General features: G+C 53.8%; 20 protein-coding genes. 15 read left to right on the forward strand and 5 right to left on the reverse strand.

The genetic code is table 11. The features are described 5' to 3' along the window. The first annotated feature begins 35 nt into the window (after positions 1-35). Complete coding sequence (locus LC431_RS07600; RefSeq protein WP_112151368.1) at positions 36-1,103, forward strand: sugar ABC transporter substrate-binding protein; 1,068 nt, start codon at positions 36-38, stop codon at positions 1,101-1,103. A gap of 9 nt (positions 1,104-1,112) precedes the next feature. Then, positions 1,113-2,360: an LVIVD repeat-containing protein gene (locus LC431_RS07605; RefSeq protein ID WP_112197989.1), complete on the forward strand. Its 1,248-nt coding sequence runs from the start codon at positions 1,113-1,115 to the stop codon at positions 2,358-2,360. A gap of 20 nt (positions 2,361-2,380) precedes the next feature. On the opposite strand, the gene LC431_RS07610 is transcribed toward LC431_RS07605, so the two are convergent. Beyond that, a complete protein-coding gene (locus LC431_RS07610; protein WP_223509578.1) occupies positions 2,381-3,304 on the reverse strand; it encodes a DMT family transporter in 924 nt (307 codons plus the stop codon). A gap of 140 nt (positions 3,305-3,444) precedes the next feature. Here LC431_RS07610 and LC431_RS07615 point away from each other — a divergent pair, with 140 nt between their 5' ends. The 8 genes from LC431_RS07615 to fbaB all read left to right on the forward strand — a co-directional run bounded on the left by LC431_RS07615 (position 3,445) and on the right by fbaB (position 15,485). Further along, entirely contained in the window at positions 3,445-4,167 is a 723-nt protein-coding gene (locus LC431_RS07615; RefSeq protein ID WP_112151367.1) for a 2-phosphosulfolactate phosphatase, read from the forward strand. 129 nt (positions 4,168-4,296) lie between these two features. Then, positions 4,297-5,742, forward strand: a complete 1,446-nt coding sequence (locus LC431_RS07620) for a DHA2 family efflux MFS transporter permease subunit (protein WP_223509580.1) — start codon at positions 4,297-4,299, stop codon at positions 5,740-5,742. A gap of 50 nt (positions 5,743-5,792) precedes the next feature. Then, entirely contained in the window at positions 5,793-6,683 is an 891-nt protein-coding gene (locus tag LC431_RS07625; RefSeq protein ID WP_112197988.1) for a dihydrodipicolinate synthase family protein, read from the forward strand. A gap of 243 nt (positions 6,684-6,926) precedes the next feature. Then, the gene (locus tag LC431_RS07630; protein ID WP_013577740.1) at positions 6,927-7,334 is read left to right on the forward strand and encodes a hypothetical protein; all 408 of its coding nucleotides are present in this window, start codon (positions 6,927-6,929) and stop codon (positions 7,332-7,334) included. Between the two features lie 209 nt (positions 7,335-7,543). After that, positions 7,544-8,893, forward strand: coding sequence for an SrfA family protein (locus LC431_RS07635; protein ID WP_223509582.1), 1,350 nt, complete (start codon positions 7,544-7,546; stop codon positions 8,891-8,893). Positions 8,894-8,897: 4 nt separating this feature from the next. Next, entirely contained in the window at positions 8,898-11,870 is a 2,973-nt protein-coding gene (locus tag LC431_RS07640; protein ID WP_013577742.1) for a virulence factor SrfB, read from the forward strand. After that, on the forward strand, positions 11,867-14,242 hold the full coding sequence (locus tag LC431_RS07645) for a virulence factor SrfC family protein (protein ID WP_223509584.1): 2,376 nt from the start codon (positions 11,867-11,869) through the stop codon (positions 14,240-14,242). Before LC431_RS07640 ends, LC431_RS07645 begins: the two co-directional genes overlap by 4 nt. Before the next feature lie 193 nt (positions 14,243-14,435). Further along, positions 14,436-15,485, forward strand: a complete 1,050-nt coding sequence (gene fbaB / locus LC431_RS07650; protein WP_112151362.1) for a class I fructose-bisphosphate aldolase — start codon at positions 14,436-14,438, stop codon at positions 15,483-15,485. A gap of 64 nt (positions 15,486-15,549) precedes the next feature. Here fbaB and LC431_RS07655 read toward each other — a convergent pair whose 3' ends face one another. Both LC431_RS07655 and LC431_RS07660 read right to left on the reverse strand, forming a co-directional pair. Continuing rightward, positions 15,550-16,230, reverse strand: a complete 681-nt coding sequence (locus LC431_RS07655) for a type 1 glutamine amidotransferase domain-containing protein (protein ID WP_223509585.1) — start codon at positions 16,228-16,230, stop codon at positions 15,550-15,552. Between the two features lie 113 nt (positions 16,231-16,343). After that, positions 16,344-16,955, reverse strand: a complete 612-nt coding sequence (locus LC431_RS07660; protein ID WP_112151581.1) for a TetR/AcrR family transcriptional regulator — start codon at positions 16,953-16,955, stop codon at positions 16,344-16,346. Positions 16,956-17,156: 201 nt separating this feature from the next. Between LC431_RS07660 and LC431_RS07665 the strand changes: the two genes are divergently transcribed. Genes LC431_RS07665 through LC431_RS07675 form a run of 3 tightly spaced genes read left to right on the forward strand, consistent with a single transcriptional unit; the run spans position 17,157 to position 20,791 of the window. Beyond that, positions 17,157-18,842, forward strand: coding sequence for an Hsp70 family protein (locus LC431_RS07665; RefSeq protein WP_013577747.1), 1,686 nt, complete (start codon positions 17,157-17,159; stop codon positions 18,840-18,842). A gap of 4 nt (positions 18,843-18,846) precedes the next feature. Then, positions 18,847-19,419 carry a J domain-containing protein gene (locus LC431_RS07670; RefSeq protein ID WP_223509586.1) on the forward strand — a complete coding sequence of 191 codons (573 nt, stop codon included), beginning with the start codon at positions 18,847-18,849 and terminating at the stop codon, positions 19,417-19,419. A gap of 28 nt (positions 19,420-19,447) precedes the next feature. Next, positions 19,448-20,791, forward strand: coding sequence for a hypothetical protein (locus tag LC431_RS07675; RefSeq protein WP_223509587.1), 1,344 nt, complete (start codon positions 19,448-19,450; stop codon positions 20,789-20,791). Positions 20,792-20,823: 32 nt separating this feature from the next. Here LC431_RS07675 and amyA read toward each other — a convergent pair whose 3' ends face one another. Further along, complete coding sequence (gene amyA / locus LC431_RS07680) at positions 20,824-22,305, reverse strand: alpha-amylase (protein WP_112151358.1); 1,482 nt, start codon at positions 22,303-22,305, stop codon at positions 20,824-20,826. A gap of 122 nt (positions 22,306-22,427) precedes the next feature. Continuing rightward, a complete protein-coding gene (gene proP / locus LC431_RS07685) occupies positions 22,428-23,930 on the reverse strand; it encodes a glycine betaine/L-proline transporter ProP (RefSeq protein WP_013577751.1) in 1,503 nt (500 codons plus the stop codon). 292 nt (positions 23,931-24,222) lie between these two features. On the opposite strand from proP, the gene LC431_RS07690 reads away from it, so the two are divergent. Next, entirely contained in the window at positions 24,223-25,404 is a 1,182-nt protein-coding gene (locus LC431_RS07690; RefSeq protein ID WP_013577752.1) for an oligogalacturonate lyase family protein, read from the forward strand. Between the two features lie 3 nt (positions 25,405-25,407). After that, positions 25,408-25,728 (forward strand): cupin domain-containing protein, encoded by a 321-nt coding sequence (locus LC431_RS07695; RefSeq protein WP_013577753.1) that lies wholly within the window; start codon positions 25,408-25,410, stop codon positions 25,726-25,728. Positions 25,729-25,759 lie beyond the last annotated feature (31 nt).

The raw sequence follows: 25,759 nt of genomic DNA on the forward strand, positions 1-25,759 counted from the left end.
CGTTAAATGATGATTAACCACACAGGGTAATAAACATGAAACTGTTCTCCGCGTCGTTACTGGCGTTAAGTTTGCTCTCCGTTTTTCCATCTTTCGCCGCAGATACTGCACCGGTGCCGAAAGCCATTGCCGATCATAAAGGGCCGGTCCGCATAGCGGTGATCCGCAATCTGGGCTCAGATGACAACACCACGCAGTTTGTGTCCGGCGCCATTCAGGAAGGCCGCAAACTGGGCTTTCAGGTGAGTACTTTCCTCAGTAACGGCGATGACGCGAAATTCCAGGATTTCGTCAATCAGGCCATCAGCCAGAAATACGACGGTATTATTTTGTCGCAGGGGCGTGACCCGTATTCCACCGATTTGCTGAAACGTATTACCGCCAGCGGCATTGCGGTATCGGTGTTCGATACGGCGGTGAACGGCGATATTCCCGGCGTGACGGTCACGCAACAGGATGACGCCTCGCTCACCGATCTTTCCGTCGGGCAACTGGTGAAAGATTTCAACGGTAAAGCCAATATCGTCAAACTGTGGGTGGCCGGTTTCCCGCCGATGGAACGTCGTCAGGATGCCTATAAAAAAGTATTAGCCGCCCATCCTGGCATTCATGAGCTGGAATCGGTCGGCGCCGTGTCGTCGGATGTTCAGGGCGATACCGCCAATAAAATCGGCGCGCTGCTGGCGAAATACCCGAAAGGCAAAATCGACGCGATCTGGGGCACCTGGGATGCCTTCAGTCAGGGGGCGTATAAAGCCTTGCAGGAGAATGGCCGCACTGAAATCAAACTCTACAGCATCGATATTTCCAATCAGGATATCGGTCTGATGCGTGCGGCCAACAGCCCGTGGAAACTCAGCGTGGCGGTGGATCCGAAACTGATCGGCGCGATCAACCTGCGTCTGGTCGCTAACAAAATTGCCGGTGAAAAAACGCCAGAGACTTATGAATTCAAAGCCTCGGCTATCCCGCAGGCGTTGCTGACAAGCAACCCTGATGCCGTGAACGTCGCATCGCTGGCGAAAGTGATTCCGGGCTGGGGCAAATCTGATGATTTCATCGCACCGTGGTTCGCCACCCTTGAAGCACAGCACAAAAAATAAGGCCGGACTATGACAACGCAATCTCTCCCTACGCCGGAATACAGTCGTAATATGCGACTGATCGGCCACAGCGATCAGGGCGGAAAACCTGACGGCGTACAGGTAATGGTCCATCGTGGCTACGCGTATATCGGCCACATGGTGTCGCAGGGTTTCTCCATTGTGGATGTGCGTGATGCCAAAAATCCGCGCCCTGCCGGTTTTGTGGCGGCACCGCCGGGCACCTGGAATGTGCATCTGCAGGCGCACGACGATTTACTGCTGGTGATCAACGCCCGTGATTTGTTCGCAGATGTCCGCTTCGCCGATGAAAAAGTCTATTACACCCGCTCCGTCAGCGAGACGGTTCAGGGTACGCAGCAGCGTGGCTGGAGCGCCGGTGTGCGTATCTTTGATATTTCGGTGCCCGATCAACCAAAAGAAATCAGCTTTCTCGCGCTGGAAGGTATCGGCGTGCATCGCATCTGGTATGTCGGCGGGCGCTGGGCGTACGTTTCAGCCCTGATTGATGGCTACAGCGATTATATTTTCCTGACGATTGATCTGGCCGACCCGCGCAATCCGCAGGTCGCCGGACGCTGGTGGCTGCCGGGGATGCATACCGCAGGCGGTGAAACGCCGGACTGGCCGGAAGGTAAACGTTATGCGCTGCACCATGCCATTATCAGCGGGGATACGGCATATGCCAGCTGGCGTGACGGGGGCCTGACGTTGCTGGATATCAAAGACCGCAGCGCGCCACAACTGATTTCTCACCGCAACTGGAGTCCGCCATTTGGCGGCGGCACGCATACCGCGCTGCCGTTGCCGGACCGGGATTTGCTGGTCGTGCTCGACGAGGCAGTGCTGGATAATCAGGAAGATGGCGAGAAGTTGATCTGGCTGTTTGACGTGCGTGAACCGTCGAATCCGGTGAGTATTTCGACCTTTCCGCAGCCGGAGGAACGGGATTACGTCAGCAAAGGTGCGCATTTCGGGCCGCACAATTTGCATGAAAACCGGCCGGGCAGCTTTATCAGTTCAACGCTGATTTTCGCGACCTACCAGAATGCGGGTGTACGTGCGTACGACATCAGCAATCCGTATCAGCCGAAAGAAACCGGTGCGCTGGTGCCCGCTGCGCCCGTTACCATGATGGATAAACGTCCTGGCAGGCCGCAGGTGATTCAGTCCTGCGACGTGTTTGTCGATGCGCAGGGAATTATCTACAGCACCGACTATAACGGCGGATTATCCATTATCGAATATCTCGGCTGATCCCCTGCCCGCCTCTGAACTTATCGGGTTCCGGGTGCGGGCGTTTTTGTTTTTCCTGCCACTGACTTGCCCGGACTGAGGACCAGCCACACCGCCACGCAAATCAGAATGCCGCCAGCAAAGAACCCTTCTGACAGCGTTTCATTCAGCAGCAGATAACCCCACAGAATACCGAACGGCGGGATCAGAAATGTCACGGTCATGCTGCGCAGCGGGCCGATATCGGCTATCAGGCGGAAATACAGAATGTACGCCCATGCCGTACAGATAAACCCGACCGCCAGCACACAGAGCCAGACCAGCGGTTGCGCCCAGGTCACCGGCGCTTCGGTAGCCGAGGTATAAAGGAAAAAGGGCAACAGGAACAGTGTCGCGCCGAGCTGGCTACCGGTCGCCACCAGTTTGGGATCCAACCCGCCGCGTTCGCTGATCCAGCGTCGTGTCAGGAAACCAGCCACTGCATAACAGCCGGTTGCCACCAGGCAGGCAATGACGCCCGCCAGTAATTGCGGCACCGATTCCGCGCTGCCGGTGGTGGTGAGCAAGGTAATGCCGAACAGGCCGGTGAGTACACCGAGCGCTTTTTTCAGCGTCACGGTTTCATTAAAGAATAAACCGCCGAGCACGACACCCATCAGCGGCGTAGTGGCGTTGAGAATGGCGGAATAACCGGCGGGTAACCAACGTGCTGCCAGACAATACATCAGAAAAGGCAAACCGGAGTTGATCACCCCGAGCAGCAGCGAGCGGCCAAATTTATGCTGATAATCACGCGGCGTTCTCAGTACCGCAAGGATCACGACCAGTCCGACAAATCCGAACAGTACGCGAAGAAACGCCGTATTGATGGCACCGAACGCCGGAGCCGCCACGCGCATAAACAGAAAACTGCCACCCCAGATCGCCGCCAGCAGTAGCAATCGGCAATAATCCCCACTTTTCATTCACATCCCCTATTGAACATTGTCTGATGTCTTGTTTTATTGATGCAGGCGAATAACTAAAACGTGTTAATCAGTGTAGTGAATGTTCCGCCCGAAAAACCCTCTTTTTCTTGCTTTGTAATTCTGATGAAGGCGCTGTAATGACTGATTTCTCACAAGCTGATTTTGACGTGCGTCTGGAATGGGGCGCGCAGGCGGTGGAGCATCTGGCGGCAGATGCCGATTGCATCGTGATTATTGATGTCATGTCGTTTTCTACCTGCGTGAGTATCGCCACCGCGCGCGGCGGAACGGTGTTTCCGTATCCGTGGAAGGATGCCAGCGCGCAGCAATATGCCGCTGAGCGGAATGCGCAGTGCGCGCAATTTGACCGGCGTTTTCAGGGGCCGGGGTTCACCCTTTCGCCCTGCTCTCTGCAGGAAATGGTTAGCGGAACGCGGCTGGTATTGCCTTCGCCGAACGGATCGGCGCTGACCTTTCAAGCCAAAACACACAATGCGGCGATTTTCACCGCCTGCTTGCGCAATCTCACCGCCACGGCGCGTGCCTGTGAAAAGTATCCACGCATTCTGGTGATCCCCGCCGGTGAAAAATGGCCGGACAATAGTCTTCGCCCGGCGCTTGAAGATCTGGTCGCTGCGGGGGGATTGATTTCACGGCTGCGCAATCGTCAGTTGTCAGCAGAAGCCCGCGCGGCGCAGACGGTTTATCAAAACCTGACGCTTGCAGAACTTGCAGATTGCGGCTCAGCACGCGAACTCACCCGACGCGGTTTTGCTGCTGATGTTGCGCTGTGTCTGCAGGAAGATGTCAGTGATTTCGCTTGTCAGTTGCAGGATGATTTTTTCACGTCGGCCGACTAAGCGTAAAAATCGCTCTTTTTGATCTTCATTTGATCTATAACCCGTATAAAGGTGTGTGATAGGTTTAATACTTATCATCTATCTTTTGCTGCAGCGTGTAGCGAGTGGGTTTTTCCGGGACAGAACACAATGAGCCACAGTAAACCGGATGCGTCAGAACATCCGCAGGGAGATTCCGCAGTTAATACCGGGATCTCCGTTATTGCTTTATTGGTTGCCGCTGCTTTCTTCATGGAGTTTATCGACGGTACGGTGATAGCCACCGCACTGCCGCAAATGGCGATTTCTTTCGGGGTATCTGCTGTTGATCTGAATGCCGGGATGAGCGCCTATATGCTCACGCTGGCGGTATTGATCCCCGCCAGCGGCTGGGCGGCGGAGCGTTTTGGTGCCCGCAACGTGTTCACGTTTGCGCTCGGCGTTTTCACGCTGGCCTCACTGTTTTGTGCAATGGCCTCCAGCGTCAGTGAATTTATCATTCTGCGTATTATTCAGGGGATCGGCGGCGCGTTGATGGTGCCGGTCGGGCGTCTGACGGTGTTGAAAACGACGCCGAAGCCGCAGCTGATTAAAGCTATTGCCACCCTGACCTGGCCTGCGCTGGTTGCGCCAATCCTCGGGCCACCGCTCGGCGGGTTTATCACCCATTACGCCTCGTGGCACTGGATTTTCTATATCAATGTGCCGCTCGGGATTATCGCGATGATGCTGGCATGGCGTCTGTTTCCGCAGGAACCTTCCGCGGAGCCGAAGCATTTCGACAAACCGGGGTTTGTACTGACCGGTCTGGCGATGCTTTCGCTGGTGACCGGTCTGGAGCTGATCAGTCAGGACCACATTTTATGGACCGCCGCCATACTGTTGCTGGTGACGGGAGTGGTGCTTTCGGTGCTGGCTATCCGGCATCTTTACCGCGACCCCGAACCGATGGTTCATCTCGGGGCGATAGTCATTCCGACGTTTCGTATCAGTATGGGAGGCGGTTCTCTGTTTCGCGTGACCATCAGCGCCGTGCCGTTCCTGCTGCCGCTGATGTTGCAGGTCGGATTTGGCATGGATCCCTTCCATGCCGGCTTGCTGGTGCTGGCGGTATTTGCCGGTAATCTGGCGATGAAACCGGCCACTACGCCGCTGATCCGTCGTTTCGGTTTTCGCCCGGTGCTGGTGGTTAACGGTCTGCTGAGCGTTTTCTCGCTGTTGTTCTGCGCGTTTCTGACGCCTGACTCGCCTGACTGGCTGGTGATGGTATTGCTTTTTCTCGGCGGCCTGAGCCGTTCGATGCAGTTCACCGGCATCAGCACGCTGGCGTTTTCCGACGTGCCTGCGAAACAAATGGCCGATGCCAATACTCTGTTCAGCACGGTGTTGCAACTGTCTGTCGGGCTTGGGATTACCGTCGGCGCGCTCGGTACCCGTCTTGGTGAACAACTGGTTGATGCGCTGGACTGGGCGTCTGTGCCCGGCATGAGTTTCAAAATCTCCTTCGTGGTTATTGCTGTGCTGACGTTGATCGGCTGGCTGGATATGTTGCGCCTGAAACCGGATGCCGGTTCCTCCGTTTCGGGCAAAAAGTGAATCGCTGCTCTATGATGAGTCGTGTTAATTAACCCTTACGGGAGAACCCGATGTTCACAGGATTAAGTGCTTTTCCTCTTACGCCGCTGACTGAAAAAGGTATTGATGAGAAATCTTTTGTCAGGCTGATGGAACGGCTGGTCAGTGCGGGTGTGGACTCCATTGGTGCGCTCGGCTCGACGGGCAGTTATGCCTATCTGAAGCACAGTGAACGCGACCGCGTTGCGCGGCTGGCAGTAGAACACGCCAATGGTATTCCGGTGATGGTCAGTATCGGCTCGGTGCGGACTTCCGATGTATTGCATCTTGCAGAAGATGCCCAGCGGGCAGGCGTCAGCGCCGTGTTGCTGGCACCGGTGTCGTATCAGAAACTGACGCAAGATGAAGTGTTTACGCTGTATGAAACCGTCAGCCGACATCTTTCCGTGCCGTTGTGTGTTTACGACAATCCGGCCACCACGCATTTCGATTTCACCGATGAGCTTTACGGACGTATCGCGCAATTGCCGCATGTGGGCAGTATCAAAATTCCCGGACTTTCAGCGGATCCGCTCGTCACGCGTAAACGGCTTGACCAACTCCGTCGACTTGTCCCTTCTCATGTGACACTTGGCGCGGCGGGCGATCTGGCGGCCGCCACGGTGCTGACGCAAGGCGGCGATGTCTGGTACTCCGTCATTGCCGGATTGTTCCCGGAAATTCCGCTGGCGATCACCCGCGCGGCGCAAAAAGGCGATGCGCAGACTGCGCAGGCACTGTCTGCTCAGTTAGAGCCGCTCTGGGCGCTGTTCCGTCAGCACGGCAGCCTGCGCGTTGTGGCCGCCGCAGCGGAAATTCTTGGCCTGGTATCGGCCCCTTGTCTGCCGTTACCGCTTCAGTCGTTGTCGGCCGATGCCCGTCAGCATCTTACTTCCGTGCTTGATACCTTATTTCAGCACTGAAAAACTGCCTGAAACTGGGTGGATTATTAATTAAGTTCCTTTCTAAATCTAATGACATTCACAGCGTGAATGTCATTATCTTACAGCGTGTTACCCTGCCGTTTTATCCTTGCGTCATATCACTTTTTTCTGATTTTAAGGGGTCGGAATAAATCGCTTTCTATTATTATGCGTCGCGGCTGAAAGGCTATTTTCCGCCGCGCGGAGAGGTTTGTTTTTAACTGAAAGTCAAAAGGAATGATAATGCCATACGGTGATAATGGTCAGGGACTCTTTCGCAGAGGGCAGCTTGAGCAACAAATAATCAGAACCACCAAGTTCTCGATTTACGCGCAGGCGGTGTATTGCGTTAACAGAATGCTGCGCGAGGCCAATGTCGGTATTTCGGAGCAGGCGTACCAAAGCATCTCACGCAATATTACTGCGGTGACAAACGGACGCCTTTACGAAACATCGGCTTCACTTTCAGAAGCCCGGGTATTTGCACGTGATACTGCGGGGGCGATAAAAGCCGGTGATTTTAAATCGGCGGCGATCACAGCCAGTGGCGCTGCGATCAACGCCATTGGCGGGCCGCTGTTTTTTGGTCATTATGACCGTAACAAACTGATGGCGATAGAACGCCATCTGTACGATAACTTCCACCTGTAATTTTCTGACGACCACATGGGGGCTGACAGTGCGTTTTGCCCCCGTACGGGTTTCCCCTCTTTTGCCTCGCGCTCCACGCCACAAACAGCCACCCTTTTTATCGCTTATTCACCCGTTTGATTTCGCTTAAATCGCCTAAAGTGGCAGCATCATGAACCTTTTCTGCCTGCGCGCTGGCGCGGAGCAAAACACATAAAGGCTATTCAGGCGTGGCAAAATCATTTTTACGCAGTGGCAGTCTCAATGACATCCTTGCACTGGGCGAAAACGGGCTACCGGTTTACGCATCAGCCCTGCAATTACGCGAAACCTTACGTCTGCGTAAACAACCGGTGATTGCCGACTGTCTGGCGATCCCGCAGCTTAATGAGGCCGGTGACCGCCTCGACTGGTATTCCCCCCGCGAAGGCAAAGTCGTTTCCTGGGCCGCTGCCACAGATGCCGCGCGCGCATCGGCGTTGCGCCAGCTCGAGAACTGTCTCGACACCGTGTCGCAAATCAGCAAAGCGGCAAAATCTTCTGAGAAACCCGCCACTCAGTTTTTTGGCTCGTTACTGGAAAAAGCCTTCCGTTTTCCGGATCAAAACCATGTGTATCTGGTCGGAGGGCAGCCTGTACTGACCTTCTGGGGCTTCCTGAGTCTCGACAGCGTCAGTAATCCTGATCCTTTTGCGGCGCTGCGCAATACGCTGACCGCCGATGAACCCCTGCCAGCGCTGTCGCTGGTAGCAGAAAAAATCAAAGCGCCGGAACCGGTTATTGAAAAGCCGGAACCTGTGCGGGTAATTAAAACCATTGAAGCCCGCGCGGCTGAACAGGAAGTTACGGCGCCGGAAGCGGTTGCGACCCCGCGCCGTAAAAAATCTCCGCTGATCTGGGCACTGCCGGTCGCGGCGCTGGTCGTCGCCGGTTCTGCCGCAAGCTGGTTATATTCCCGTACGCCTGCGCCAAAAGTTGAAACCGCGAAGACCGAAGCGCCGAAACCTGCTGCGACAACGGAACCGGCGGTGATTGCCCCGCCACTGGTGGCTGAAGAAGTGAAATCCCCCGAAGTGAAGACGCCGGAACCGACACCGTTACCGGTCGCACCGGCCGCTGTGGTGGTGCCTTCTCCGGAGCCCGTCGCGGAAGTGGAAAAAACACCGGTCGCTGCTGTACCGGCTGTGCCTGTCAGTAAAAATGCCTTAGTGATGCCACCTGATGCGGTAAAAATCGGCTCGACCAAATTTCTCAACGGTAACTGGAATGTGGTGGTGGATATCAAAGATCCGGTTACCGGTAAACCGCCGGTGTTGCGTTATCAGTTTAAACAGGGTCAGGGTACGGTGAAAATTACCTACGGCGCGGGCGTGACCTGCCGCACGGTGGCAAATGCCGGTCTGATGCAATCAGGAAATCTGGTGATTAACAGCCGTTACCGGGCGAAATGCAGCGACGGCTCCCGTTATCAGATGCCGGAAATCAGTTGTACTCAGGGCGCGACTGGCGCTGCCGTGTGTCAGGGTCGTTATACCGGCGACACGGTTTACCCAATGACCATTAAGCGTGAAGGTAAATAACAGCATGCTGGCAACCCTTACAGATTTTAAACAAAAGATTACCCTGATCCGCGACAGCGGCATCCAGTTCCTCGACTTCGCGCTGAAGCCGGTGTGGGATGACGGACTGCCTGCCAAATTTGTGCGCAAGAGCGCCAACGGCCCGTTATTGCGCCTCGACTATAACCCGCAAAATGGTCGTCACTTTTTACCGGGAGTGGATGGCGGTGCGCCGGAAGTGGTGCGTCCTGAATTCAGTTTCCCGCTGGAACAATCGCTGAAACTGCTCGATCAGATCTGGCTGCCGTTGCCGTTCCTGCGCTTTAATCCGCCGCGCACCTTTATGGCCGGTCCCGACAACTGGGCGCGGGTGCAAATCCGTGAACTGGATACCCCGGAAGCGGATGGCAGCACGCACCGCGTCGTGATTGCCTTTGATACCCGCGTAGTGGAAGGCGATGACGAACAAACCCAGCTCGCACCGACACCGGATGACGTCAAAAACGGCATCAGCTTTGCGCTGGCATGGCATAACGAAGAACTGCCCGATTTCCTCGATCAGACCTGGGTGGACGGCTGGTTACGTGAAGTGTTCACCGAGCAGTCCGCTATCCGCGAGGAACGTGAAGCGCGCAATATTAAAGTCGCCCTGCGTGAATTCGAATATCAGGCACATTATCTGAATCTGCTGGAAATGCTCGGCAGCCAGCTTGGTATCCCTGAACTGAAAATTAATGGCGCGACGTTGCAGGAACCGGCGATTAACGTCGATCTGATTCTGGATGTGGGTAACTCGCACACCTGCGGCATTCTGGTGGAAGACCATGCAGGCGAAACCGATGGCCTGAAGCAAACCTGCGAACTGCAACTGCGCGACCTCTCTCAGCCGCATTTTCTCTATAACGAACTGTTCGAGAGCCGGGTGGAGTTCGCCCAGGCTCGCTTTGGTAAACCGAACTTCTCCGTCGAAAGCGGCCGTGATGACGCCTTTATCTGGCCGTCAATTTTACGCGCCGGTCGGGAAGCCAGTCGTCTGGCACTGTTGCGCGAAGGAACGGAAGGATCGACCGGGATTTCCAGCCCGCGCCGTTATTTATGGGATGAAGACAGTTATACGCCGGGCTGGCGTTTCAGCCAGGGCGGTCACGGTGCGATTACCGAGCCGGTCGCTGCAGCCATGCCGCTGACATTTCTGATCAATGACGACGGTCAGCCGCTGTCTGATCTGCCTGCGGAAGATCGCCTGCCGGTGTTCTCCGCCCATTACAGCCGCAGCTCGGTGATGACGCTGATGCTGTCGGAACTGCTGGCGCAGGCGCTGATGCAAATTAACAGCCCGGCGCAGCGCACCCGTATGCTGCGATCTTCCGCACCGCGCCAGTTACGCAATATTATTCTGACCCTGCCCTCGGCGATGCCGAAACCGGAGCGTGAAATTTTCCGCCGCCGTATGCAGGAAGCCATCGGGCTGGTGTGGAAATCCATGGGCTGGCATCCCTCTGACGACGCGTTTAAAAACCAGAACGACAAAGCCAAAAGCAGCGTGCCGGTGCCGGATGTGCAGATGGAATGGGACGAAGCAACCTGCGGCCAAATGGTGTATCTCTACAACGAAACGCAGGTGAATTTTGGCGGTCATACCGGCGAGTTTTTTGCCAGCATGGCGCGTCCTGACCGCGAACTGGCCGACGATGAACCGGTGGGCAAAACCCTCCGTATCGCCTCGATTGACATCGGCGGCGGGACGACCGATCTGGCCATCACGCAATACTGGCTCGATGACGGGATGGGGAATAATGTCAAAATCACCCCGCGTTTACTGTTCCGCGAAGGCTTTAAAGTGGCGGGCGACGATATTCTGCTGGATGTCATTCAGCTCTATATTTTGCCTGCGTTACATGCGGCGCTGAAGAAAGCCGGACTGGCTAACCCGGACAGCCTGATGACGCGCCTGTTTGGTAGCGAGGGACGCATGGACGGGCATGCCACCTTGCGTCAGCAAAGTACGCTGCAAATTTTTATCCCGCTGGCGCGGTCAGTGCTGGAAGTTTACGAACGCTTTGATCCGCTGGATACCCACGCAGAAATTGATGCGCCATTCGGTGAATTGCTGGAACAGACACCGACGCTGAAAGTGCTGGATTATCTGCATACCGAAATCCAGCGCGTTCTGCCTGCCGGTTCGGCGGTATTTGATCTTCTTCAGGTACCGCTGGTACTGAAACTCAGCAAACTGCACAGTGAGTTTTTATCCAACCGAATGAGCATTACGCAGAACCTGCGTTCGCTGTGTGAAGTGGTGTCGTTGCATGACTGCGATGTGTTGCTGCTGACCGGTCGCCCTTCGCGTTTCCCCGGCATTCAGGCGTTGTTCCGCCATCTGCAACCGCTGCCGATCAACCGTATGCTGTCACTCGATGGTTATCACACCAGCGGCTGGTATCCGTTTAACAAACTCGGGCGCATCGACAACCCGAAATCCACAGCAGCCGTCGGCGCAATGCTGTGTCTGCTGGCGCTGGATTTACGTCTGCCGGGCTTCTATTTCAAAGCCGGTGATTTCCAGCCGTATTCGACCGTGCGATATCTCGGTATGCTCGACGGCAATCAGGTGCTGACTGAAGATAACGTTTGTTACGGTGATATCGATCTTGATGCCCATGATTACAAACTCGATAGTGCGGCCAGTTTCCGCATTCGCGGTGCCATTTGTCTGGGCTTCCGCCAGCTGGAAAATGACCGCTGGCCAGCCTCGCCGCTGTATACCCTGTCCATCGCGGAACCTGAACTGGCGCGTAAAGTGGCGGGTGACAGTGTGCTGCGGGTGAAACTGGCGGTGAAAAAAGGGGAAGATCATCCGACGCCGGAATTTTTTGATATTGCCAGCGCGGTGCTGGATAACGGCACCAAAGTGCCTCCTCATCACCTGCGCCTGCGGCTAAATACACTGGGCGAGAGCCATTACTGGATCGACAGTGGGAGCGTATTCGTCTCATGACAACAAGCACGACAGAAACAAACGCCGGTCTGACCACCAATGTTTTGCAGCGTCAGTTTGCGGCGGTATCTGACACCATCGGCGAGGCGCTGGGCTGGGTCGACGCCACACGCGCTGAAGCTCCGCGTCTTGATCTGGAAGCCGACCGGCTGAATTTGCAGTTAACACGCTGTCGCGAGAAAGCACAGCGCCTGGCACAGGCCTGTGAACTGCCGCCAGCACTGGGTTTTTACGGGCATTCTCAGGCCGGGAAATCGTACCTGATTTGTTCGCTGGCGGCCGGTAACTACGGGCGACTGGAGACTCGTCTCGGGGGTATCACGCTCGATTATCTGACCCAGATTAACCCCGGTAACCGTGTGGCGCGTTTCGCCACCCGTTTTACCCGTCAGGCAGACGTCAGGGATCGCGCATTTCCGGTTCGTGTGCTGCTGCTCAATGAAGCCGATCTTGCCCGCATTGTTATCCGCGCTTTCCAGCCGGACAGTCATTACCCCGTGGCGGACACACAGCAAATCACCGAGCACCTCAGTAAACTGATGATGCACCGTCAGCCGGAGCCGGTAGACGGCTTTACCAGCGAACAGATTATGGGATTATGGGATTCCATGATTCGCCTCGATCCCCGCCGTTTCCGTCATCTGAATGCACATTACTGGCCAGTGGCGGTGAAGCTCGCGCCTTATCTGAACATCGACGATCGCGCACGTCTGTTCTCTCTGTTATGGGGCAACGACCCTGCGCTGACGGCAGCGTATCGCCACTATGCCCACACGCTGCAACACCTCAGCGGGGCAGAAAGCCTGCTGGCACCGTTGAGCATTCTGGTTGATGACGCCATGCAACCGGCAGACGGTATTTTCAGTCAGTCGCCCGGCTGGGATATTCAGATTCCGGTTTGCCCGCAATGGGGAGATGAAAGCGCGCCATCTGTGACGTTGTCACTGGCTGAGCTGACCATGCTTGCCTCTGAAGTGCAAATACCCCTGCTTTCCCCACCACGCGAAGTCCTGTTCGAACAGATCGATTTACTGGATCTGCCGGGTTATGGCGCGCTGACTGATGAAAGCGGTGAGGATGAACATTCCGATCTGTTCCGCGCAAAAATTTCTTATCTGCCGGAGCGCTATACCGACCGGCATGAAATGAACATGCTGATGGTTTGCACGGCGGCTGACGTGCGTGATGACGTGGTTGCCGTGGGCCGCACGCTGGAATACTGGGTCAAAGAAATGCACGGCGAAAACACGCAGGTGCGTGACCGCCGCAAACCGGGACTGGTGTGGGTATTCACGCCGTTCGATCGCCGCATGAGCGGATCGGCACATTTCGACGAGGCCGTTCAGCGTCATGTGGGCAATCCGGGTGATGCCTGGGGCGCGCTGCTGGCGATGGATGATCGCGGTCTGCAACGTATGGCAGATTATCTGGCGGCTGAAATTCGTCCGGAAATCAGGCTGAACCGTCTGAGCGAAATACGTGACGAGCTGCGTCGTGAACTGGCGGATAACCTGCTCGGACGCTGGTATCAGGCGGGCGACAAAGCCGATCCGGCACAAAAACAACGCACAGTTCAGACCGTCATTAAAGCGCTGCAAACCCGCACGGGTGTTCACGGCGAGCTGCTGGAAAAACTGCTGCCCGGCCGCGACGAACTGCACCGTATTTATCACGAACATGCCGGTAAGCAGGCCGAAACGGGCGAGCAGGATGAATCTGGCGTGGAAAGTTTTGGTATTGGTATTGATATCGATTTATTCGCTGAGCAGCAGGACGTGCAGGTCTGGCAGGAAAAACCGGACGACGGCACGGCGTTTGCGCGCCAGGTACAGCGTTACTGGATTAACCATCTGCGCAGCCTGCCGGAAAACGAACCGCTGATCGCCCTGCTTGGCGTGGCTAAGCCAACAGTCGAATTGCTGATGGAAGAGTTGATCACCGCCAGTTTCCGTCTGAACATGGGCGATGCGCTGGTACGTTCACTCAGTGGTACGTTATCTGCGGGGACGCGTGAACATGAGCATCATGCGGATCGTCAGGTTTCACGTGCCCTGACGGTGCTCGGTGATTTTGTTGCCTGGCTGGGCTTTGAGAAGCAAGCAGAAGCCGGACGCCCGGAAAGCCGTATCAATAAGGGCAATAAGATTTTTGCCAAGCCGAAGAAAAGCGTTGCAAGCTGGAAGTCATCCCGCCGCCTGACAAAACTTTCGGCCACGCCGACCAATTCCACGGCGTTTTACATTTACGACTGGCTGGTCGGTTTGCAGGAAAGCATCATGCGCAACGCCGGTTACGCGGCGGGCGGGGAAATCCCTGCGCAGCGGCGGGAAAGTCTGGAGCGATTACTCAATACACTGAAAGCCAACAACTAATATCAAAAACCGGAACCGCACAATGCTGTTCCGGTTTTTTTTTACAGTGAGTGTCTGCGCGTGGCTGACGTCAAACAGAGACATAACCGCAGCATGAGTCACACAAACCCGGCGTAATCCGTCTATACCTAGTGGGGTAAGAAAATATCATTCACCGCTTTGTGCCCCGCACAGAGCAGAAACGGAGTCCATTATGACTGATATCACTAAGTTGTTAGGCAAAGAAGCCGATTCACTTCTTCAGCATCAATGTTCCACCATCACCTCAGACCAGCTATACCTGCCGGGCGCCGATTTTGTTGACCGTGTGATGATCGACAATAACCGTTCGCCGCGCGTACTGGCTGCGATGCAAAACTTGTATAACACCGGACGGTTAGCCGGTACCGGTTATCTGTCGATTCTGCCGGTCGATCAGGGTGTTGAACACTCTGCGGGCGCCTCGTTTGCCGCGAACCCGTTGTATTTCGATCCTAAAAATATTGTTGAACTGGCGATCGAGGCAGGCTGTAACTGCGTAGCGTCAACTTACGGCGTGCTGGCTTCCGTTTCACGCCGCTACGCCCATAAAATTCCGTTCCTGGTCAAACTCAATCACAACGAAACCCTGAGTTATCCGACACAATATGACCAGACACTGTATGCCAGTGTGGAACAGGCGTTTAATCTCGGTGCGCAGGCTGTGGGCGCGACCATTTATTTTGGCTCAGAAGAGTCACGTCGCCAGATAGAAGAAATTTCAGCCGCTTTCGAGCGGGCGCATGAACTGGGCATGGTGACCGTGTTGTGGGCATATTTGCGTAATCCTGCGTTTGTGAAAGACGGCAAAGATTACCATTCCAGCGCCGACTTAACCGGCCAAGCAAACCATCTTGCAGCGACCATCGGCGCAGACATTGTGAAACAGAAAATGGCAGAAAATAATGGTGGCTACAAAGCGGTTAAATTCGGTTATACCGATGACCGCGTCTATTCCAAACTGACGACCGAGCACCCGATTGATCTGGTGCGTTATCAGCTGGCGAACTGTTACATGGGGCGGGCCGGATTGATTAATTCCGGCGGTGCCGCAGGTGAAAATGATATTCAGGAATCCGTGCGTACAGCGGTCATCAATAAACGCGCTGGCGGGATGGGACTGATTCTGGGGCGTAAAGCCTTCAAGAAATCAATGAAAGAAGGCGTGGGCTTGATTAATGCCGTTCAGGATGTGTACCTGGATACGAAAGTGACGATTGCCTGATCCTGATTTTGCACAATAAACATGGCCGGAAGATTGCCCTTCCGGCCATGTTTACTTGTTTCGATTATTTGTTCAGTTGCTGAACTAATAATTCTGCCGCTTCTGCGGAAGAACCCGGATTCTGCCCGGTGATCAGCAGACCATCCTGCACTACGTAAGAACCCCAGTCAGCGCCTTTCGAATACACACCACCCAGTGCTTTCAGTTCATCTTCCACCAGGAAAGGCACTACGTCGGTCAGCTCAACCGCCGCTTCTTCGCTGTTGGTGAAACCGGTGACTTTTTTGCCCTGTACCAGCGGATTACCCTGTGCATCTTTCACATGACGCAGCACGCCAGGCGCATGACACACCAGCGCAACGTGTTTACCCGCAGCCTGGAATGACTGGATCAGCTCAATGGAGGTTGTATCTTCCGCCAGATCCCACAACGGGCCATGACCGCCCGGATAAAAGACTGCATCAAAATCAGCCTGAGAAATGTTGTCCAGACGCACGGTGGAGGCCAGTTGCGCCCTCGCCTGTTCATCGGCTTCAAAGCGGTGGGTTTGCTGCGTCTGGAAATCCGGTTCGTTACTTTTCGGATCCAGCGGTGGCTGGCCGCCAGCCGGGGACGCCAGCACAATTTCTGCGCCTGCATCTTTAAAAGCGTAATACGGTGCTGCCAGCTCTTCCAGCCAGAAACCCGTTTTACGGCCCGTGTTGCCCAGTTTGTCGTGCGAAGTCAGAACCATCAGAATTTTCATGTTGTTTATCCAGGTAGTTGAAGCAGTTGAGATACTTATATAGTAGACCAGTCGTCTTGTAATCACTTTCAAAAAAACACCTCAACGTGAGGTGTCATTTGTTACGCATCAGCTTACTGCGGCTGATGGATAATCTGTTGTGTCATCGTCATGGCGGCGTCAAAAGGTTGCGTATTACGTAAAATTTTCACCATCACACTTGACCCGAGCCACAACTGATACAGCCCTTGTGCGGCAATCAGCGGTGCATCATTGACGGCCATCGATCCTTCTTTAATTCCCGCTTCAATCGCCCGGGCAATGCGGCTGATAATGCCGGAAGTGCCATCATTCAGCGCCTGACGCATCGGTTCAGAAAGATCCGCTACTTCGGCACCCAGTTTCACGGCGAGGCATTTACCCTGGCAGTCGTAAAATGACTGACTCTCCTGCCATTGCTGCCAGTAATTCATCAGACGCTGCGCCATCGTCAGCCCCGGCTGGGCCAGGGTAACATCCATCGCAGACAGGTAATCCTGAAAATAGCTTTTCAGCAGTTCCTCACCAAATGCATCTTTCGACGTGAAGTAGTAATAAAACGACCCCTTCGGTACGGACGCGGTGGTCAGAATTTCATTCAGGCCGACTGCCGAGAAACCTTTCTTCGCCATGAGGGACTGTCCCACAGCAAGAATGTGTTTACGCTGGTCAGTTTTGCCTGTGTCAGATGCTTTTGTCGTGTTCATGGGCTGACAATACATTGAATTAGACCAGTCGTCTAGTGGTTAAGAAAAAAATTGATGTCCACTGTTCCTCAGTGCCGGTAAATGTCGGTTTTTCGTCAGGAATTAAATCCGGCAATCTACAAAATCTCCTCAACTTTCTGTAAATTTGGCCGATGAAAGTTCTTTCGGTTATATACAGTTTACGCTTCTGGGGTGATACGGATGTTGATAGGAATAGATTTAGGCACTTCAAACTGCGCAGTTGCCATCTGGCAAGACGGTCAGTCCGTTCTGGTTCCTAACGTCTATGGAAAAAATCTGACACCCTCAGTGATCGGTCTCGATGATAACGGTCATGTCCTGGTCGGCGCGCCTGCACAGGCGCGGTTATTTACCCACCCTGACCTCACCCTTTCCAGTTTTAAACGTTTCATGGGCACGGAACATCAGTTCCGGCTTGGACATCAAAACTTTCGTGCGGAAGAGCTCTCCGCCCTTCTGCTGCGCAGTCTGAAAGCGGATGTTGAGCAACATTGTGGCTGTGAGGTGAAGCGCGCCATTATCACCGTTCCTGCTTATTTTAATGATATTCAGCGCAAGGCCGTGAAGGCTGCCGGTGAACTGGCGGGACTGCATGTTGAACGTCTGCTCAATGAACCGACGGCGGCGTCACTGGCCTACGGGCTGGTGAATCAGCAGGAGCAGAAATTCCTGGTGTTCGATCTGGGGGGCGGCACGTTTGACGTTTCAATTATCGATATGTTCGAAGGCGTGATTGAAGTGCGGGCCAGCAGCGGCGACGTGTTCCTCGGGGGCGATGATTTTACCCGCAGTCTTGCAGGCTGGATGCTGGCGCAGTATCCGGAGCTGGATAAAGACGATAACGCCCTTTTCGGTCAGTTGATTACGCTGGCGGAAAAAGCGAAATGCCAGCTGACCACGCAAGACAGCACGCCACTCAGATACCAGTGGAATGACAGATCGCTGAACTGGACGCTGACCACTGAAATTCTGGCGCAATGCTGTGAAAGTACGCTGGAGCGGATGAAAAAACCGGTGATTCAGGCGCTGCGCGATGCCAGGTTCTCCGCCGATGAAGTGGATCATGTGGTGCTGGTGGGCGGTGCAACGCGAATGCCACTGGTGCGTCAGGCGGTGGCCCGTCTGTTCGGGCGCTTCCCACGCAGTGAGTTACAACCGGACGAAGCCGTGGCGCTCGGTGCCGGTATTCAGGCCGGACTGGTCTTGCAGGATCAGGCGCTCGATGACATCGTGCTGACCGATGTGATGCCGTTTACGCTCGGCATCGGAATTTCCCGCCCTAAAGGCGACGGCTACGAAGACGGTCATTTTCTGCCGCTGATTGAGCGAAACAGCTTTGTACCGGTGAGTCGCGTGGAAACGATTGTCACGATCTCCGATCAGCAAAAGTACCTGAATCTGTCCATTTATCAGGGTGAAGCACGGCGGGTCGCCGACAATATACTGCTCGGATCGCTGGCCGTTGATGTGCCTCCGCGCCCGGCAGGTGAAATGAGCGCCGAGGTGCGTTTCACTTACACGCTCGACGGCATTCTGGAAGTGGAATGTAAAATCACCAGCACCGGACAGGTGGAAAAACTGGTGATTGAGAAAGCGCCGGGCAGCCTGACACCTGCGCAAATTACCGCAAGTCTGCTGAAACTGGAAAACATCAAACAGCATCCCCGTGAGCAACTGGTAAACCGCCAGCTGGTAGCAGAAGCCAACGCGTATTATGAACAAAGCCTTGGCGACCAGCGGCAGTTTATCGCTGCTCAGCTGTATCGCTTTGAACATGTGCTCGACACGCAGGATGCCCGGCAGATTGCGGCAGCGCGTAAGGAATTTGAGGCGCTGCTGGTGCATCTGCGCAGTGAGTGGGAATAGCCCGATGGCGATCTGGTCAGTTTTGGGGATAGAAGCCACGCAGGACATCAGCGCGATCAAGCGGGCCTATGCACGGCAGCTCAAAAACACGCGACCCGATCAGCATCCCGAAGCGTATCAGCGTCTGCGGGAAGCGTTTGAATCAGCCCGGCGCGGCGATTATGTGTGGAATGCCAGTGACGCTGTCACTTATTCATCTCCCCTTTTGCCGATGACTGATGACGCATTAATCAGCCGGACGCAGGTCCACCATCTGGTATCCGATACCGTCAGCCTGCTGCTGGAAAATGAACAGGCTGGCGTGGCGTTGCTGAAAGTTTGTCTGTCAGAAGAATTGCTACAAAATCTTCAGTTGCGCGAAATGTTCAGTCAGCAGCTGGCGTGGGATCTGGCGGAGCGTGAAGGACTGACCCGCCCGGTGCTGGTGAACGTTGCCGTGCTGATGGGATGGGAAATTGACCATTATCAGCCCGTCGGGATTTCGCTTTGTCAGCTTGATGCGTTGCATCAGCAAATTGAAAATACTGCCGGAAGTCGTTGCCGGGATGATTCCGGTACACGCTGGGGTGAAGACTGATGTTTCTTTTGAATTCAGGATTAATGACGTGGGCGATGGAATGAGCAGCCAGGGAATTTGGTCAGTTTTAGGCATTGAGCCCACTCAGGATCTCAGCGTGATTAAACGGGCTTATGCCCGACAGCTGAAAAATACCCGTCCGGACCAGGACCCGGAAGGGTATCAACGTTTGCGTGAAGCCTTTGATGCGGCGAAAAATCAGGGGAATGACGCGACAATCAGTGACATTGTCACAATGCATGAGCCGCCTGCTGAGGTTGTCCCACAGACCTTTTTGCAAAAACCTGCTCCGTTTAACCCCGTCAATGAGATCAGGCAGGAAACCTATCGTGATACTGCGCTACGGCGAAAAATCATTTCACAGGCAACTGAAATTACTGATGAAATGATGGACGATGAAACTGCCGGCCTTAAGCGTCTGGATGTTTTTCTCAAGAGCAATGTGCTGCAAAACCTTGAACTGCACGAATTGTTCAGTCAGGAACTGGCAGCGCAATTAAGTGATCGTGAAGGGTTATATTCCGCACTTCTGATCAAGGTCTCCGACATTATGGGCTGGGATGTCGACCATTATCAGCCCGGTGGCATCTCACCTTACAGGCTGGCGGCCCTGCAACGTCAGGTTGAGATGACTGGTGCGAAACGTTACTGGTCGGTGATGGTACGTGCATATCAGGATTCAACACTGAATCGGTTGCGCTTGCGGTTACTCACGGTTGAAGGTGCAACCGTGCCCTGGTGGGCAAAGCTGGTACCCGATTTTATGACATCACTGAGCAATAAACTCAGAGAGATCAGAATGTATCATCCTGCGTTATTACCCTATTTAAATTCTGTGCTGCTGAAAACCCTGTCTGAAACCCGGGTAGCGCTAAGTTGGGGAACTGTTTTCCTGAACGGCTTCTGGCTTTTGCTGATCATGCTGGCGACGCGTGAGCATCCAGAGCCGTGGCGCTCGCGTATCTTACTCATCGCGATTATCGGGTTGTATATTCACGGTTACCGTTATCTGGAGCGAAAGTTGCGTTACCGCCCGCGTATGTTGTGCGCGACAGAATGTGTGTTGTCGGTGCTCTCGACCGCGATTATGGTGAAAATAATGCTGGGCTTCTTCACGATGTTTAAGCCTGACGCAGGAAATATGGTTATGGCATTCACCAATTATGGTGTACTCAGTGCCAGCAGTTTTTGCGTGCTCTGGATGATGGCACCAAAACACTGGAAATGGTACGGCGTGCCGTTAAACGCGATTATCATATTGGCGATGCTGCCGCGGCAGTTGATGGGAAAAAGTGCCGGAATCGTCAGAGCTGTAGCGTTTATCGCATTACTGGGGGGGTATTCCCTGCTGATTGCTTTCGGCTTCCGTTAAGGTTGCGGGTGGTTAATCCACCCGCTGTTGTTTTACTCTGCCAGAGTCCAGACACTGACGCTTCCGGCAGCGCAGTAAAATTGCGCGCTGCCTTGCTCGTCGGTTGTAATGATATCCTCGCGGTTTTCCAGCACGTCCCGCCATTTTTTACCGGCGAAGTTGTCGCCCAGATCAATCGTTTTCTCACCTGCTTCGCCGTTGGACATCACCACCACGCAGCCCGGGTGTTCTGCGGTGCCGCTGCGTGAAAACGCAATGCAGTTCGGGTGATCGAAATAATCGGTTTGTGCCCCCCATGCGTAGCGCTGACGGGCTCTGATCAGCGCTTCCAGTGGCACAATCGCAGGCAGTTCAATCGTGTAATTGTTACCGTCGTCCCCTTCATCCTCGTAACTTGCGCCGAATAAATCCGGATAAAATACGATCGGCACGCCCTGTTCCCGCAACAGGATTAACGCGTAGGCCAGCGGTTTGAACCACGGCTCAACCGGTGCTTCAAGAGACTGTAACGGCTGCGTGTCGTGATTGGCCACCAGGGTCACGGCATGCTCCGCATCGGCGGCAACCAGGGTGTTATCAAAAATGGTGGTCAGGTCAAAATCCGCTCCCTGCTTCGAAGCATGGTGGAAATTCAGCTGCAACGGCGCATCGAACAGCATGGTTTTGCCCTCCACCTGATGGATGTAATTTTGCAGCGTCTGGACATCGAATGACCAGTATTCCGCGACCAGATACATCGGCTGTTCGGCTTCCGCCTGAATATGGTCAATCCATTCTTTATAGAACCAGGCCGGAATATGTTTCACTGCATCAAGACGGAAACCGGTACAGTTCGTTTGTTCCATGATCCAGCGGCCCCAGTATTTGAGTTCCTCGCTGACCGCGTTATTGCGAAAATCGACGTTGGCTCCCATCAGATAATCGTAATTGCCAAACTCGTCGTCGACCTGATCGTTCCAGCCGCCGCCGGTGTAGTCGTTAACGATTTTGAAAATGCCCTGTTCATCCGGGTTTTCAATATGGTCGACACCGCTGAAGCAGTGAAAATCCCAGATAAATTTCGAATACCGGCCCTCACGGGCGGCAAAAATGAAACGTGTCCACGCTTCCGCTTCAATGATGTCATCACTGATTTCTTCACGGTTATCAATGTTAACGCGGTTAACCTGCACGCGTTCTTTCTCATCCGCCCCCATTTTATGATTGAGCACCACGTCAAGAATGACGCCCAGCTTATGCTGTTTCAGTGCGCCGATGGCCGCAAGTAATCCCTCTTTGTCGCCATATTTAGTGGCTCGGGAGCCTTTCTGTTCAAACTCGCCCAGATCAAACAAATCATATGTGTCATAGCCAACCGAATATCCCCCGGATTCGCCTTTATAGGCGGGCGGGAGCCAGGCAGCGGTAATGCCAATCTCAGCCAGCCAGGCTGCTTTTTCGGCCACCTCCGGCCAGAGCTTCCCCCCATCCGGGTAATACCAGTGAAAGAACTGAAACAACGTAGGATTCTGCATACAGACTTTCCATTCAGATGACCAGGAAATGAAGTATGGAGCAGGAACGAAAAAAATGCGGTAAAAGGCAAAAAAAAGCCGGTCAGCAAAGTGACCGGCTATGGGCATGTTGGAAAACGGAATCAGTTGATATCAGGATGCTGAGCAATCAGATTTTTTCTTTTTGCTTCAAGTTCAACAATCTGCGCATCAATATCTTCAATTTTCTGTTCGATGTTATCGTGATGTTCCTGGAGGATTTCACGCGCTTCCGCACGGTCTGAGGCCGCCGGTGTGGCGCCTTTCAGCGGACGGTTGGCGGTTTCTTTCATAAAGATACCGGTCACCAGACCAATCATCGCCACCACCATCAGGTAATACGCGGGCATGTACAGGTTATTGGTTGTTTCTACCAGCCACGCCGCGATCGTGGGCGTCAGACCCGCAATCAGTACTGAAATGTTGAAAGCAATCGCCAGCGCGCTGTAACGGATATGCGTCGGGAACATTGCCGGTAACGTTGACGCCATCACACCGATGAAGCAGTTCAGTAGCACCGCGAGGATCAGCAGACCTAAGAAAATCAGGCCTATCACATCACTGTTAATCAGAATGAAGCACGGGATAGCCAGAATGAACAGGCCGATGCTGCCGATGATCACGAAAGGCTTACGGCCAAAGCGGTCGCTCAGCATCCCCATGAATGGCTGTACAAACAGCATACCGACCATGATGGCGATGATGATCAGCACACCGTGATCTTCAGAGTAATGCAGGCTGTGGGACAGATAGCTCGGCATGTAGGTCAGCAGCATGTAGTAGGTGACGTTTGTGGCAATCACCATGCCGACACAGATAATCAGAGGCCGCCATTGCTTGGTCAGGATTTCACGGAACGAGACTCTTGGCGGTTCAGCGATGTCTTTGCGTGCATCACTGTCGATTTTATCCACGTGCTGCTGGAATGTCGGGGTTTCTTCCAGCGCATGACGCAGATAAATACCGATCAGGCCCAGCGGCGCAGCAATGAAGAACGGAATACGCCAGCCCCATTCGAGGAAGTTCGCCTCACCCACAATGCTGGAAATCAATACCACGACGCCCGCACCGAGAATAAAACCGGCGATGGAACCGAAATCCAGCCAGCTACCGAGGAAGCCGCGTTTCCTGTCAGGAGAATATTCCGCAACGAAAATCGCTGCACCGGTATATTCGCCACCCACCGAGAAACCCTGCGCTAATTTTGCCAGTAACAGCAAAATGGGCGCCCAGATACCGATGGAGTTATAACCGGGTATCAGCCCGATACAGAAGGTGCTGACGGACATGATGATGATGGTGACGGAAAGGACTTTCTGGCGACCAAATTTGTCGCCAAGCGCACCGAAGAACAGGCCGCCCAGAGGCCTGACAAGGAACGGTACGGAAAAGGTTGCCAGGGCGGCAATCATTTGAATACCCGGGTCTGCACCCGGGAAAAACACCTGCCCTAAAGCAAAGGCCACAAATCCATACACACCGAAATCAAACCATTCCATCGCATTGCCCAGTGCTGCGGCGGTAATGGCTTTTTTCAGTTTGGTGTCGTCAATGATAGTAATGTCATTGATTTGCATAGGTTTCACACGTTTTTTTCTTAATCTCATCTTTTACATCCCTTTTCTAAAATACTCCACCGTGTAAGCGTGAGATATTTTGTTCGTACTCTTTAATCATCCAGAGTATCAATAGCATTTGAGTAAGCTATATCATTATAGGATGGTTTTACGCTGTGGCAAAAGCCAACCGTTTTGTGATCAGCTTTGCACTTTTGTTTTCACCCGACGCCGTTTTATCTCACTAAGTGGTAATGTGTTTTCAAATTAATGAAACTGCATTTTAATTAATGAAAAGGAAGCCAGAACACCGGCTGATTTCAAACTACTTGTGGGGTGAATCATGGCAAAAGGTTCTCAGATTCAATTTAATTTCCATACCGTTCAGGACCCTCAGACCGGTGCGCGGGTAACCCGTTTAACGCCGCCCGATGTGTTGTGTCATCGCAATTATTTCTATCAGAAATGCTTTACCCGTGATGGCAATAAACTGTTGTTTGCCGGTGAGTTTGACGGCAACCGCAACTATTACCTGCTGGATTTGAAAACACAGAATGCGGTGCAACTGACGGAAGGCAAAGGCGATAACACTTTTGGCGGTTTCCTCTCTCCGGACGATCAGTATCTTTACTACGTCAAAAATGAACGTAGCCTGCAGCGCGTAAAACTGGCTGATTTTAGTGAGCACACCGTGTATCAGGTGCCGGAAGAATGGGTTGGCTACGGCACCTGGGTGGCCAACAGCGAATGCACCCGTCTGGTGGGTATCGAGATCAGTCGTGAGGACTGGACGCCCCTGTCAGACTGGAAAATCTTCCAGGCGTTTTATCACAGCAATCCGCACTGCCGTCTGTTGCGCGTCGATTTACTCAGCGGGAAATCCCGTGTGATCCACGAGAAAAACGAATGGCTCGGACACCCGATTTATCGCCCGTTTGATGACAACACCGTCGCTTTCTGCCACGAAGGCCCTCACGATCTGGTTGATGCACGCATGTGGCTGGTGAATGAAGACGGCAGCAATGTGCGTAAAGTGAAAGAGCATGCGCCAGGCGAAAGCTGCACACATGAATTCTGGGTACCGGACGGTTCTGCGCTGATGTATGTGTCTTATCTGAAAGGCCAGCATGACCGCCACATCCGCCGTTTCGATCCGCAAACTGGTGAAGATGTCTGTCTGATGACTATGCCGGCCTGTTCGCATCTGATGAGCAACGAGAATGGTACGCTGCTGGTCGGTGACGGTTCCGGTACGCCGGTAGATGTGAAAGATACTGCCAGCCATACGATTGAAAACGATCCGTGGTTGTATATTTTCGATGCCAAAACCCGTCAGCATGCTCCTCTGGCCGCGCATAACAGTTCATGGCAAGTGCTTGATGGCGACCGGCAGGTGACGCATCCGCACCCATCTTTCTCGCCCGATGACCGTCACGTGCTTTTCACCACCGATTACGAAGGCTTACCGGCACTGTATCTGGCGGAAATCCCGGATGCCCTCCTCAGTTCATTACGCAAGGACTAACCGATGTTTACGTTTAAAAAAGATATTCCCTTACAGGATCTGGGTGACGGTGTGAGCCGTCGCGTTCTGGCGCATGACGGCACCATGATGGCCGTTGAAGTGTATTTTGAAGAAGGCGCCATTGGACCGATGCATAACCACGTGCATGAACAACTGACATATGTGTTGTCCGGTCGCTTTAAATTCACGATCGGTGAAGAAACCCGTGAAGTAAGCGCAGGCGATACTCTGTATAAAAAACCGTACATCATGCACGGCTGCGTCTGTCTGGAAAAAGGTGTGTTGCTCGACACATTCACGCCGCAACGACAAGATTTTTTATAATTCTTTCTGATCATAAAAAAACCGGTGCCAT

Source organism: Rahnella sp. GSA61A (genome assembly GCF_019969905.1).
GTDB lineage: Bacteria > Pseudomonadota > Gammaproteobacteria > Enterobacterales > Enterobacteriaceae > Rahnella > Rahnella aceris.

What these genes read in the sequence shown, in the direction of transcription:
- LC431_RS07600 (WP_112151368.1), top strand. Translation starts at nt 36, where the DNA reads ATGAAACTGTTCTCCGCGTCGTTACTGGCGTTAAGTTTGCTCTCCGTT.
- LC431_RS07605 (WP_112197989.1), top strand. Translation starts at nt 1,113, where the DNA reads ATGACAACGCAATCTCTCCCTACGCCGGAATACAGTCGTAATATGCGA.
- LC431_RS07610 (WP_223509578.1), bottom strand. Translation starts at nt 3,304, where the DNA reads ATGAAAAGTGGGGATTATTGCCGATTGCTACTGCTGGCGGCGATCTGG.
- LC431_RS07615 (WP_112151367.1), top strand. Translation starts at nt 3,445, where the DNA reads ATGACTGATTTCTCACAAGCTGATTTTGACGTGCGTCTGGAATGGGGC.
- LC431_RS07620 (WP_223509580.1), top strand. Translation starts at nt 4,297, where the DNA reads ATGAGCCACAGTAAACCGGATGCGTCAGAACATCCGCAGGGAGATTCC.
- LC431_RS07625 (WP_112197988.1), top strand. Translation starts at nt 5,793, where the DNA reads ATGTTCACAGGATTAAGTGCTTTTCCTCTTACGCCGCTGACTGAAAAA.
- LC431_RS07630 (WP_013577740.1), top strand. Translation starts at nt 6,927, where the DNA reads ATGCCATACGGTGATAATGGTCAGGGACTCTTTCGCAGAGGGCAGCTT.
- LC431_RS07640 (WP_013577742.1), top strand. Translation starts at nt 8,898, where the DNA reads ATGCTGGCAACCCTTACAGATTTTAAACAAAAGATTACCCTGATCCGC.
- LC431_RS07645 (WP_223509584.1), top strand. Translation starts at nt 11,867, where the DNA reads ATGACAACAAGCACGACAGAAACAAACGCCGGTCTGACCACCAATGTT.
- fbaB (WP_112151362.1), top strand. Translation starts at nt 14,436, where the DNA reads ATGACTGATATCACTAAGTTGTTAGGCAAAGAAGCCGATTCACTTCTT.
- LC431_RS07655 (WP_223509585.1), bottom strand. Translation starts at nt 16,230, where the DNA reads ATGAAAATTCTGATGGTTCTGACTTCGCACGACAAACTGGGCAACACG.
- LC431_RS07660 (WP_112151581.1), bottom strand. Translation starts at nt 16,955, where the DNA reads ATGAACACGACAAAAGCATCTGACACAGGCAAAACTGACCAGCGTAAA.
- LC431_RS07665 (WP_013577747.1), top strand. Translation starts at nt 17,157, where the DNA reads ATGTTGATAGGAATAGATTTAGGCACTTCAAACTGCGCAGTTGCCATC.
- LC431_RS07670 (WP_223509586.1), top strand. Translation starts at nt 18,847, where the DNA reads ATGGCGATCTGGTCAGTTTTGGGGATAGAAGCCACGCAGGACATCAGC.
- amyA (WP_112151358.1), bottom strand. Translation starts at nt 22,305, where the DNA reads ATGCAGAATCCTACGTTGTTTCAGTTCTTTCACTGGTATTACCCGGAT.
- proP (WP_013577751.1), bottom strand. Translation starts at nt 23,930, where the DNA reads ATGAGATTAAGAAAAAAACGTGTGAAACCTATGCAAATCAATGACATT.
- LC431_RS07690 (WP_013577752.1), top strand. Translation starts at nt 24,223, where the DNA reads ATGGCAAAAGGTTCTCAGATTCAATTTAATTTCCATACCGTTCAGGAC.
- LC431_RS07695 (WP_013577753.1), top strand. Translation starts at nt 25,408, where the DNA reads ATGTTTACGTTTAAAAAAGATATTCCCTTACAGGATCTGGGTGACGGT.